12 protein-coding genes and 1 pseudogene are annotated in these 11,632 nt (G+C 70.8%); 9 read left to right on the top strand and 4 right to left on the bottom strand.

Annotation, left to right across the window (positions count from 1 at the left end; genetic code table 11):
- From VNM44_RS15305 to VNM44_RS15270, 8 genes and pseudogenes are all read left to right on the top strand, one after another.
- Positions 1-209, top strand: a pseudogene (locus VNM44_RS15305) (ROK family protein); the annotation flags it as partial.
- A 136-nt stretch (positions 210-345) separates the two neighbouring features.
- On the top strand, positions 346-1,647 hold the full coding sequence (locus tag VNM44_RS15300; protein WP_325626828.1) for an ROK family transcriptional regulator: 1,302 nt from the start codon (positions 346-348) through the stop codon (positions 1,645-1,647).
- An 85-nt stretch (positions 1,648-1,732) separates the two neighbouring features.
- Entirely contained in the window at positions 1,733-2,803 is a 1,071-nt protein-coding gene (locus tag VNM44_RS15295; protein ID WP_325626826.1) for a sugar ABC transporter substrate-binding protein, read from the top strand.
- A 79-nt stretch (positions 2,804-2,882) separates the two neighbouring features.
- Positions 2,883-3,689 (top strand): ATP-binding cassette domain-containing protein, encoded by an 807-nt coding sequence (locus tag VNM44_RS15290; protein ID WP_349258054.1) that lies wholly within the window; start codon positions 2,883-2,885, stop codon positions 3,687-3,689.
- On the top strand, positions 3,686-4,924 hold the full coding sequence (locus tag VNM44_RS15285; protein WP_325626822.1) for a sugar ABC transporter permease: 1,239 nt from the start codon (positions 3,686-3,688) through the stop codon (positions 4,922-4,924). The genes VNM44_RS15290 and VNM44_RS15285 overlap by 4 nt, the downstream gene beginning before the upstream one ends.
- Complete coding sequence (locus tag VNM44_RS15280) at positions 4,925-5,923, top strand: TIM barrel protein (protein ID WP_325626820.1); 999 nt, start codon at positions 4,925-4,927, stop codon at positions 5,921-5,923.
- 3 nt (positions 5,924-5,926) lie between these two features.
- Complete coding sequence (xylB, locus tag VNM44_RS15275) at positions 5,927-7,384, top strand: xylulokinase (protein WP_325626818.1); 1,458 nt, start codon at positions 5,927-5,929, stop codon at positions 7,382-7,384.
- Complete coding sequence (locus VNM44_RS15270; RefSeq protein ID WP_325626816.1) at positions 7,381-8,346, top strand: Gfo/Idh/MocA family oxidoreductase; 966 nt, start codon at positions 7,381-7,383, stop codon at positions 8,344-8,346. Before xylB ends, VNM44_RS15270 begins: the two co-directional genes overlap by 4 nt.
- 7 nt (positions 8,347-8,353) lie before the next feature.
- Here the strand turns inward: VNM44_RS15270 and VNM44_RS15265 are convergent, their stop codons facing one another.
- Complete coding sequence (locus VNM44_RS15265) at positions 8,354-9,355, bottom strand: dipeptidase (RefSeq protein ID WP_325626814.1); 1,002 nt, start codon at positions 9,353-9,355, stop codon at positions 8,354-8,356.
- A 96-nt stretch (positions 9,356-9,451) separates the two neighbouring features.
- Between VNM44_RS15265 and VNM44_RS15260 the strand changes: the two genes are divergently transcribed.
- Positions 9,452-9,787, top strand: a complete 336-nt coding sequence (locus VNM44_RS15260) for a cupredoxin domain-containing protein (protein ID WP_325626812.1) — start codon at positions 9,452-9,454, stop codon at positions 9,785-9,787.
- Between the two features lie 6 nt (positions 9,788-9,793).
- Here VNM44_RS15260 and VNM44_RS15255 read toward each other — a convergent pair whose 3' ends face one another.
- The 3 genes from VNM44_RS15255 to VNM44_RS15245 all read right to left on the bottom strand — a co-directional run.
- The gene (locus VNM44_RS15255) at positions 9,794-10,180 is read right to left on the bottom strand and encodes a Mov34/MPN/PAD-1 family protein (protein ID WP_325626810.1); all 387 of its coding nucleotides are present in this window, start codon (positions 10,178-10,180) and stop codon (positions 9,794-9,796) included.
- The gene (locus tag VNM44_RS15250; protein WP_325626808.1) at positions 10,177-11,400 is read right to left on the bottom strand and encodes a ubiquitin-like small modifier protein 1; all 1,224 of its coding nucleotides are present in this window, start codon (positions 11,398-11,400) and stop codon (positions 10,177-10,179) included. Before VNM44_RS15250 ends, VNM44_RS15255 begins: the two co-directional genes overlap by 4 nt.
- The coding region (locus VNM44_RS15245; RefSeq protein WP_325626806.1) for a ThiF family adenylyltransferase at positions 11,397-11,632 on the bottom strand (236 nt) is incomplete at its 5' end. The genes VNM44_RS15250 and VNM44_RS15245, both read right to left, overlap by 4 nt.

The following is an 11,632-nucleotide window of genomic DNA, read 5'->3' as shown; positions in this document are numbered from 1 at the left end:
CGGTCACGCTCCTCGACGTCGAGCTCGTCGTCATGGGCGGCGGCCTCGGAGAGCGACTCGGCGCCTCGTGGCTCGGGCGGATCGAGAAGGCGGCGCGGCGGCACACCTTCTTCCGGGAGGCGCCTTCCTACCGCCTCGCCGAGCTCGGCGACATGGGCGGCGCGATCGGCGCCAGCCTCCTCGCCCGCCGAGAACTCGAACCGGAATGACCTCGTCGGCGGGGCGCAGCGCGCCGCCCGACGCGTTCCGACGGCATGAGGCTTCGTTGCGGTTCGAGTTCTGAGCCCGGTTGACACTCGAGCACAGCGCCGTTTAGTTTGGGCGCCTTCCATACAAACGCCGCCGATGTCCCCATTCCCATCCACTCGTGGAGCCTCGCTTCCCGCCGACCAGACGACGGTCCGCCGGGCGAACCTGTCCGTCGTCCTCCGACACGTCGCGTCGGCGGGCCCACGATCGCGCGCCCAGGTCGCCGCGGAGACGGGGCTCACGCGCGGCACGGTCTCGAGCCTCGTCACCGAGCTGATCGCACTCGACCTGCTCCGAGAGACGGGCGAGGCCACGGCGCCCCGCGGCATCGGACGCCCGGGGGTCGCCCTCGAGCTCGCCGACGTCGTGGTCGGGATCGGGCTCGAGGTCAACGTCGACTACCTCGCGGTCTCGGTCGAGGACATGACGGGCGCCGTCCGGTACGAGCGCCGGGCGCACCGCGACAACCGCGGGTGTGCGCCGGGGCCCGTGCTCGACCGGCTCGCGCTCGCGGCGCGCGCAGCGCTCGACGCGGCCGCACGTGAGGGCCTGCGGCCGGTCGGCGTCTCGGTGGCGGTGCCCGGGCTCGTCGAGGAGGCATCGGGAACGGTTGTCCTCGCGCCGAACCTCGGATGGTCCGAGCTCCCGGTCGCGGCCGAGCTCGAAGCGCGACTCGGGCTTCCGGTGCACGTTGAGAACGAGTCGAACCTGGCGGCGCTCGCCGAGCACTGGACGGGGGCGGCAGTCGGGATCGACGACTTCGTCTGCGTGTTCGGGGAGGTCGGCGTCGGCGGCGGCGTCGTCCTCGGCGGCCGGCTCTTCCGGGGCTCGCACGGGTTCGGGGGGGAGTTCGGCCACGTCTCGGTCGATCCGGCGGGCCGCCCGTGTGCCTGCGGCAGCCGCGGTTGCGTCGAGACGCTCGTCGGCGAGGAGGCCATCGCCCGCGCGGCGGGCATCACGCCGGCGACGAGCCGCGGACGCAGCCTCACGGACGAGTTGATCCGCCGCGCCGAGGACGGCTCCCCTTCCACTCTCGCGGCGCTCGCGGACGCGGGACGCTGGCTCGGCGTCGCGCTCGCCTCGACCTTCAACCTCTTCGACGTCCGGGCGGTCGTCCTCGGCGGCTGCTTCGGTCCGCTCTCGCCCTGGCTCGTCGACGACGTGCGCCGGACGCTCCGAGAGCGGTCGCTCGCCGCTCGCTCCGGCACGTTCGAGGTGCTTCCGTCCGCCTTCGGAGACGGTGCGGCTGTGCGGGGCGCTGCGGCGCTTGCGCTCCACCGCCTCCTCGATCAACCCTGGACTGCGCGGGCGGCCGACGACATCGAGGTCATGTCGAGCCGTGTGTCCGCGCCGAGGGCGACGCGGCGCGGGAGGGAGGTGGCGATCGGTCGTCGCTAGGAGTCTCGACGCGTTTGTACGGCCCGCGCGAACCGAGTAGCGTCCGCGCGGGAGGCAGAGGCAAAGGCAAAAGGAGGGCAACGGAGTGAAGAAGCTCATCGTCGCGCTCGCCGTGGGGATGCTCGTCGTCGGCCTGTCCGTCGGCGGCGCCTTCGCGAAGAGCGAGAAACAGTCCGCGACGGTCCAGGCATGCGTCCTGCTGCCGGACACGAAGTCGTCGGTCAGGTGGGAGACCCAGGACCGCCCGACCTTCATCGCGGCATTCAAGAAGGCCGGGATCCCGGCGACGGTCGTGAACGCAGAGGGTGACGCCCAGCGCATGCGCTCGCAGGCCGACCAGTGCCTCGCCAACGGTGCGAAGGTGATCCTCATGACGAGCCTCGATCCGGGCTCGGGGTGCGCGATCATCAAGGCCGCGACAGCGCGCAAGGTGCGGACGATCGACTACGACCGGCTCAACACCGGCTGCAAGGGCGCGAACTACTACGTCTCGTTCGACAACACGAAGGTCGGCAAGCTGATGGGGCAGGGCGTGAAGGCCGCGATGACGGCCAAGGGCCTGCTGGGTGCCGGCAAGAAGCCGGTCATCGCCTACCTGAACGGCGGCCCGACGGACAACAACTCGAAGCTCTTCAAGAACGGCTACGCGGGCGTCCTCGACCCGCTCATCAAGAGCGGCAAGGCGACGAAGGGCCCTGACCAGGGAGTCCCCGCCTGGGACAACCAGAAGGCGCGCACGATCTTCGAGCAGATGCTCGTCTCGACGTCGAACAAGATCGATGCCGTCGCGGCGGCCAACGACGGCCTCGCGAACGCGGTCGTGACCGCCCTCAAGGCGAAGAAGCTGAAGCCGATCCCGCTCTCCGGGCAGGACGCGACGGCGCAGGGCGCGCAGAACATCATCTCGGGCTGGCAGTCCGGGACGGTGTACAAGCCTGCCAAGGTCGAGGCCCCCGCAGCGGCCGCGCTTGCGGTCGCCCTGATCAAGGGTGGGTCGCCGAAGGTGAACGGCACCACGAACAACGGCGTGCGCAACGTGCCGTCGGTGCTCACCACACCGACCTGGATCACGAAGGCCAACATCAACCTGCTCTACAAGGACGGACAGCTCAAGAAGTCCGAGGTGTGCGTCGGCTCGTACAAGCAGTACTGCTAGGCAGTCGCAACTCGGTCGGGGAGCCGCGGGCGCGGCTCCCCGACCCGCCCAGACAGGAGTCCACCGAGTGACCGAGACGATGGCTTCACCCTCACCCGCAGGGGTCGTGACGCCGAGGCTCGAGACGCGAGGCGTCTCGAAGAGCTTCGGCTCGGTCCTCGCGCTCGACGACGTCGACTTCGAAGTGCGGGCCGGCGAGGTCATGGCGCTCGTCGGCGACAACGGCGCCGGCAAGTCGACGCTGATCAAGTGCATCGCCGGGATCTACTCGATGGACGAGGGCGAGGTGTACTCGGACGGGCAGAAGGTGTCGATCAACGGCCCCAAGGACGCCGCCCGGCTCGGGATCGAGGTCGTCTACCAGGATCTCGCCCTCTGCGACAACCTCGACGTCGTGCAGAACATGTATCTCGGCCGCGAGGCCCGTGACATCCTGTTCCGCCTCAAGGAGCCTGTGATGGAGTCGCGGACGGCCGAGGTGCTGCGGGGGCTGTCGGTGACGACGATCAGCTCGATCCGCCAGCAGGTGGCAAGTCTGTCGGGCGGACAGCGGCAGTCCGTGGCGATCGGTCGCGCGGTGATGTGGAACTCGCGCATCGTCATCCTCGACGAGCCAACCGCCGCCCTCGGCGTCGCACAGACCCGCCAGGTGCTCGACCTCGTCAAGCGGCTCGCGGAGCAGGGCCTGGCCGTGGTGCTCATCTCGCACAACCTCCACGACATCTTCGAGGCCGCAGACCGGATCACCGTGCTCCGCCTCGGGCGCAACGCCGCAGTGTTCGAGCGGCGCGCCGTGACCCAGCAGGAGGTGGTCCACGCGATCACGGCAGGTGTCCCGACGAAGGTGCCGGGCGTCGGCGCGACCGAAACGGAGGCCGAGGCGTGACCGAAGCCGAGCTGGCGATCGGAGCTCCCCCGCCCGCGGAGCGCAACGAGAACAGCGTCGGCGCCATCGCGCGGCGGCGATGGGAGTCGTGGAAGGCCGGGGACGTCGGCGTGATGCCGGTCGTGATCGGGCTGATCATCATCGTCGCGTTCTTCTACTCGCAGAACTCGAACTTCCTCACCGCCGGGAACTTCACGAACCTGATGGTGCAGATGGCGGGCGTGACGACAATCGCCATCGGCGTCGTCTTCGTCCTCCTCCTCGGCGAGATCGACCTCTCGATCGGCTACGTGTCGGGCATCGCCGGCGTCGTCGTCGCGAAGCTTCAGCTGCCGGACGGGAGCTGGGAGGTGAAGGGCGTCGCGGCGATCGTGATCGCGGTCATCGTGACCGCCCTGATCGGGCTGTTCCAGGGCAGCTTCGTGGCCATTATCGGCGTGCCGTCCTTCGTCGTGACGCTCGCGGGCCTTCTCTTCTGGCAGGGCGTGATCCTGTACTCGATCGGCGACCAGGGCGTAATCGTCATCGACGACTCGCTGATCAACAACGTCGCCAACTACTTCTTCTCCGACACGGTGGGCTACATCATTGCCGCGATCGCCGTGGCGTTGTTCGCGCTCTCGACGCTGCTCGGGGTGTTCAGTCGCAGGCGCCACGGAATCCGCAGCGACAACATGATCGTCGTTGCCCTCAAGCTGATCGGCTTCACCGTCGTCGCCTTCGGCGCCATCTGGTGGGCGAACAAGGAGCGGGGCTTCCCGGTCGCGTTCCTGATGGTGATCGTCCTCCTCGTCTTCTGGACCTGGGTCGCGGAGCGGACGACGTTCGGGCGCCACGTCTACGCCGTCGGCGGCAACTCCGAGGCCGCGCGCCGGGCAGGGATCAACGTCCGGAACATCCGGCTCATCGTCTTCATGATCTCGGGAGCGATGGCCGGGCTCGGCGGCGTGATCTTCGCGTCGCGCTTGAACTCGGTCGACCTCAACGCCGGCGGCGGCACGATCCTGCTCGACGCGATCGCCGCCGCGGTGATCGGCGGGACGAGCCTCTTCGGCGGGCGTGGGCGCGTGATCAGCGCGCTGATGGGCTCTCTCGTGATCGCGACGGTCGCGAACGGCATCGATCTCCTCGGCTACAGCTCCGCGATCAAGTTCATGGTCACCGGCGCGATCCTCCTCGCGGCCGTGACCCTCGACGCGGTCTCGCGACGCAGGCTCGAGCGGGCGGGACGCTAATTGCGCACGAGCCTCGGGATCTGGGCCCTCGGCCCAATGGTCACGCGCTTTGTTCCGGGCGGCTACCAGCCCGAGCACGAGGGTGAGACGACGCCGCAGCGCGTCCGCCGCGCGGTCGACGGGCTCGGCGACCTGATCGACGACTACGAGCTCCACTATCCGGGCGAGCTGAACGGCGACAACCTGGACGACGTCCGCGAGGCGCTCGACGGCCACGGCATCTACACCGTTTGCACGGGCCTTCACCTGGACCCGCGCTTCGGCCGCGGCGGGCTCGTCTCGCCCGACCCCGCGACGCGCGCGGAGGCTCGGCGGCTCACGCGCGAGACGGCCGAGATGGCGGGCGAGGTCGGTGCCAACATGGTCTGCTGGCCGGGGATCGAGGGCTACAACTACCCGTTCCAGACGCCCTACGCGGAGTCGTGGGAGTGGTTCCTCGAGGGGATCGCGGAGGCGGCCGAGGTGTGCGGGCGGCACGGCGTCAAGCTCTTTCTCGAGCACAAGAACTCGGAGCCGGCGATGAAGATCCTGATGCGGAACATCGGGATGACGCTCCACGTGATCCACAAGCTTCGCGAGCGGGGGGTCACGAACGTCCAGGTCAACATGGACTGGCAGCACCTGCTGATGAACGGCGAGAGCCTCGGCGAGTACGCGGCGATGCTCGCCGCGGAGGGCCTGCTCGGCCACCAGCACGCAAACTCCGGCTGGGGCACGTTCGACGACGACAACATGGTCGGCGCCACGGCGTTCATGGAGACGCTCGAGCTCGCCGTCGAGCTCCGCCGCGCGAGGTACGGCGAGAACGGCGAGCGGCTCGGCTTCGACCTCTACCCGTACACGGAGGACGCCGTCGCCGCGGTCGCGCGGAGCGTCAGGCAGTGGAACTTCATCTGGGAGGTCTCGGGCCGGATCGACGACGCCGCGCTGCGTGAGGCCCAGTCGCGCAAGGACGCGGTCGCCGCGTACGAGCTCGTCTACGCCGCCCTCGGCGCCTGACGCGTGACTGCCCTGGTCGGGCTCGACGTCGGCACGACGGGCGTCAAGGCGCTTGCGCTGTCTCCGGACGGTGAGGTGCTGGCGACGGCGACGCGCGTCTACGAGCTCTCGACGCCGCGGCCCGGCTGGGCGGAGCAGGCCCCGGAGGACTGGTGGCGCGCGGCCGAGGCGGCGCTCGCCGAGGTCGCGGCAGGACGCGACGTGGCAGGGATCGGGCTGTCCGGGCAGATGCACGGCCTCGTCGTGCTGGACGACGCGGGCCGCGTGATCCGCCCGGCGATCCTCTGGAACGACCAGCGCACCGCCCGCGAGTGCGCCGAGATCGAGGACCGCGTCGGGCTCGAGCGCTTGCTCGCGCTGACCGGGAACCGCGCCCTGACGGGCTTCACGGCGCCGAAGCTGCTCTGGCTGCGGCACCACGAGCCGGAGGCGTACGCGCGGATCGCGAGAGTGATGCTGCCCAAGGACTACGTCCGCCTGCGGCTCACGGGCGAGTGGGCGATCGACGCGTCGGACGCATCGGGCACGCTGCTCCTCGACGTTGCCGAGCGCCGCTGGAGCGACGAGGTGCTCGACGCGCTCGAGCTCCCGCGTCACTGGCTCCCGCCCGTCCTCGAGTCACCCGAGCGCGCGGGTGAGACCTGTGCACGTGACACGGTGTCACCTGGAACGCCCGTCGCCGCCGGAGCGGGCGACCAGCCCGCGGCGGCGGTCGGTGTCGGTGCGACCGCCCCGGGCAGGCTCTCCGTCGTGCTCGGGACGTCGGGCGTCGTCCTGGCGCCGTTGCCCGCCTACGCGCACGACGCCGAGGCGCGCGTCCACGCCTTCTGCCACGCCGTCCCGCGTACCTGGCAGGTGATGGGGGTGATGCTGTCGGCAGCGGGGTCGCTGCGCTGGCTCCACGATCTCGTCGCGCCGGACGTCCCGTTCGACAGGCTGGTCGAGGAGGCGGACGCCTGGAAGCCGGGCGCCGACGGCCTGCTTTTCCTCCCGTACCTCGCCGGCGAGCGGACGCCCCACGCCGATCCCGAGGCCAGGGGTGCGTTCGTCGGGCTCGAGCTCCGCCACGACCGGGGGGCGCTCGTGCGGGCGGTCCTCGAGGGCGTCGCCTTCGGCCTGCGGGATTCCCTCGACCTGCTCCGCGAGCTCGGCGTCGAGACGCGCGTCGCCCGCGCATCCGGTGGCGGCGCCAGGAGCCGGCGCTGGCTCGGGATCGTCGCCTCGGTGCTCGGGCTGCCGCTCGAGCTGACCGACTCCGAGGAGGGATCCGCCCTCGGGGCGGCGCTGCTCGGCGGCGTCGCGGGCGGCATCTTCGCGGACGTCGCGGACGCGGTCGAGCGTTGTGTCCGAATCGGCGACACGATCGAGCCCGATCCGTCGCAGCTCGCTCTCTACGCCGAGCTGCACGCGGGCTACCAGGCCCTCTATCCGGCGCTGCGCGAGGTTAGGCTCCGACGATGAGGCTCGGTCTCCTCTCGACCGCGAACATCAACCGGCAGATCCTCGTCGGGGCCCGTGGCGCGGGCCAGGTCGACGTCGTCGCCGTCGGAAGCCGTGACGGGGCAAAGGCGCAGACGTACGCGGGCGAGCACGGGATCGCGAAGGCACACGGCTCCTACGAGGCGCTGCTCGAGGACACGGACGTGGACGCCGTCTACATCTCGCTGCCGAACGGCATGCACCACGAGTGGACGATGCGGGCGCTCGCGGCCGGGAAGCACGTCCTCTGCGAGAAGCCGTACACGCGGCACCCCGCCGAGGCGGTGGAGGCGTTCGACGCAGCGGAGGCGGCCGGTCTCGTGCTGATGGAGGCCTTCATGTACCGCCACCATCCGCAGACCGCCACGATCGAGCGGCTCGTCCGGGATGGCGCCGTCGGGCGCGTCCTGGCGGTCAAGGCCGTCTTCTCGTTCCCGCTCGCCGACCTCACGAACGTGCGGGCGCTCCCGGAGCTCGACGGCGGCGCGCTGATGGACGTGGGCTGCTACTGCGTCAGCGGCTCACGCCTCGTCGCGGGCGATCCGGTGTCGGTGCTCGCCGAGCAGGTCGTCGGCGAGACGGGCGTCGACATGGCCCTCTACGGGACGCTGCGCTTCCCGGACGACGCCGTCGCGCAGATCGAGGCGTCGTTCCTGGCCCCCGAGCGCCAGTCGCTCGAGGTCGTCGGGGACGGCGGCGTTCTGCGGGCGTTTGCGCCGTGGCGCGTCGACTGGGGCGGCGACCTCGTGCTCGAGCGCGACGGCGTCTCCGACGTGGTCGCGGTCGACGAGGCGAACTCGTACACCCTTCAGCTGGAGAACTTCGCCGACGCGATCGAGGGACGTGAGCCCGCGCTTCTCGGCCGCGCCGATGCGGTGGCACAGGCGCGCGTGATCGACGCGCTCTACCGCTCCGCCGCCGAGCACGCCGCTGCCGCGCTCTGACGCCGGATCAGCCGAGCGACGCGCGGAGGAAGCGGAGCAGATTCCCGGACGTCACCGACGCGACGTCGGCAGCCGCCCAGCCGCGGCGTTCGAGGCCCTCGACGAGCGCGGGGTACTCCTCCGGGCCGGCGAGCCCCTCGATCCCCAGGCCGGGGGTGAGCCCGGGCGGCATGAGGCCGTCCTTCGGCTCGGGCGGAGGCGGCATCGCCTGCCAGAGCCGTCGCGTGAAGTCGCCGCCGAGACAGACGCGCTCGATGCCCATCACCGACGCAGCGTGCTCCAGGTGGTCGATCACGCCGTCGATCGTCCGCCGCTCCGGCCCGATCGCGATCGGGTGAAGCATCAGCCCGAAGACGCCGTCGGCGTCGGCCAGGGCGCGGAGCTGGTCGTCGTCGAGGTTCCGGGGCGTCTCGTGGACCGAGCGGCAGCCGCCGTGCGAGCAGAGGATCGGCGCGCCCGCCGCGCGATCGAGGAGCTCGGCGAACAGACCGTGCGACGCGTGCGCGAGGTCGAGGATCACGCCGAGCGCGACGAGGTGGTCGACGAGCTCGCGACCGAGGCGCGAGAGCCCGCCACCGTCTTCTGCCGCGCCGTCGGCGAAGGCGTTCCGGCGGTTCCACGTCAACCCGGCCATCCGCACGCCGAGCGCATGGAAGACGTCGGCCGGCCACGTCTCGACGCCGAAGCACTCCACTCCCTCGAGCGAGAGCAACAGGCCGATGCGCTCGCCCGACTCGACGGCGTCGAGGTCACTCGCGCGCGTCACCTGGACGAGACGGTCGTCGTTCTCGCGGAGGGCCCGCTGGAACGAGGCCGCCATCGAGAGCGCCTCGCGGAGCGAGCCTTCCGGCTGGACGGTGACGTCGACGTAGATCGGGCAGACCTGGAGCCCGACCCCGCCGCGCTCGAGCAGCGGCAACCACGTCTCGGCGAACACGTTCGTCTCGCCGAGGCGGCGCTCACGGTAGGCGACCTCCATCAGCAGGTCGACGTGGCCGTCGGCGATCATCCGCGCGACCATATCCGGGCGGGACTCGCGGCGAGGAGGGAATCCGACCGGCGCCACGTCCCGTATCACCCGTATCCCACTCGACGAAGGAGACGCATGAAACGCGCACTCGTCCTCGCTCCCACGGTTCTCGCCGCGCTCGCGGTCGCCCTACCGGCGAGCGCCGCGACGCCGACCTACAACGGCACCGTCGGGCCTGGCTTCACGATCAAGCTGACGAAGAAGCCGACCAAGGCCGGCAAGATCAAGCTCGTCGTGGCCGACAAGGCCTCGATCCACAACTTCCATCTCACGGGCCCCGGGGTGAACGTGAAGACGAGCGTGTCGGGCACCGGGACGAAGACCTTCACGGTCACGCTGAAGAAGGGCACCTACAAGTTCGTCTGCGACCCCCACGCGAGCGTGATGAAGGGCTCGTTCAAGGTCAGCTGACCGCTATCAGGCCTCGTGGGCGTCCTGCGCGAGCGGGATGCCCACCACGCTGTCGCCGATCCGCCAGGCCGCCAGCTCGTCGAGCCGCACCGAGTAGATGACGTACGGCCGGTCGCGCCAGAGGCCGATACGCTCGACGTCGGTGCGCGACGGCCGCGGCTCCGACGAGACGTGCGAGTGGACGATCGCCTGCTCGAGGTCGCGGTCGCCGAGATCGGCCCAGACGAGCGGGTCGAGCCGGAGCTCGAAGTAGTACGGCGACGGCGACGCGTTCTCGGCCGGGACGTACTCGACCGCCTCGTCCCCCTCGAGGAGCAGGAGGCCGCAGGCTTCGTTCGGGAGCTCCGTGCGCGCGTGCTCGGCGATCGACGCCCGCACGGCGGCGGGGATCACCACCAGACGGTGGACTCCATCGACTCGCCCACGTCGTCGGCGGCGACCTCCCAGAAGTCGGCGCTCAGGTACTTCCAGCCGCCGTCGGCGAGGATTGCGACGACGACACCCTCGTCGAGCTCGTCGGCCAGCCTCAGGGCGACGTGGATCACCGCCCCCGCGGACACGCCGCCGAGGATGCCCTCCCGCCGAAGGAGCTCGCGCACCGCCGCCACCGCCTCCTCGTTCGAGACGAGAAGCTTGCGATCGAGGCGGGACACGTCGAGGATCGGCGGCACGTAGCCGTCGTCGAGCGAGCGCAGGCCCATCACCGGGTCGCCCGGCAGCGGCTCGGCCGCGGCGACGACGACGTCGGGGAACGTCTCCCGGAGCCGCTCGCCCACGCCCATCAGGGTCCCGCCCGTGCCGAGCCCGGCGACCACCACGTCGACGCGGTCGAGCGCAGCGGCGATCTCGGCGCCCGTGCCCTCGTAATGCGCGCGCGGGTTCGCCGCGTTCGCGTACTGGAACGGCACGAACCACTTCGGGTCGTCCTCGGCCATCTGCAGTGCGAGGCGGACCGCGCCGTTCGATCCCTCGTCCGCCGGCGAGAAGACGATGTCGGCGCCGTAGAGGCGCAGCAACCGCTTGCGCTCCTCGGTCGCGTTCTCGGGCATCACGCAGGTCAGCGGATAGCCCTTGAGCGACGCGACGAGGGCGAGCGAGATGCCGGTGTTCCCCGAGGTCGGCTCGAGCAGCGCGCGCCCCGGCTCGAGCTCGCCGGAGGCCTCGGCCGCCTCGATCATCGCCTTGGCGACGCGGTCCTTGATCGAGCCGGTCGGATTCTGTCCCTCGAGCTTCGCGTAGAGCCGCACACCGGCCTTCGGCGAGAGCCGCGGCAGCTCGACGAGCGGCGTCGAGCCGACGAGGTCGAGCAGGCTCGTCGCCACGGGCGGCGACCAGGGCTGCGACGAGCCACCGGCCATCGCAGGCAACAGGATCACCGTCTCGCCGTCGGGAACCGCGGTGTCGAGGCCGTCGAGCGTCCGGACGTCCTCACCGCCGAGGTAGACGTTGACGAAGGGGGCGATGCCGCCGTCGGCGAGGATCTGCTCCCCCAGCGCCGGATGACGCTCGACGAGGTCGTCGAGCACCTCGCGCACCGTGGTGCCGTCGGCCTCGACCTGGCGTGCGCCGCCGACCTCGTTGCGAAGCGTGGGGGGGATCCGGACGACGGTCACGACGCGTGCACCGCTGCTCCCTGACAGAACTCGACGTAGTCGATGTACTCGGTGATCGTCGGGTGGTCGCCGCAGACCGGGCACTCGGGGTTGCGGCGGATCGTGACCTCGTCGAAGGTCGTGTGGAGCGCGTCGAAGAGGAGCAGCCGCCCGGCGAGCGACTCGCCGACGCCGAGCGCCAGCTTCAGCACTTCGCTCGCCTGCAACGAGCCGACGATCCCGGGGAGGACGC

This window comes from Gaiella sp., from assembly GCF_035558935.1.
Lineage (GTDB): Bacteria > Actinomycetota > Thermoleophilia > Gaiellales > Gaiellaceae > Gaiella.
This window is presented reverse-complemented; position numbering and strand designations above follow the sequence as displayed.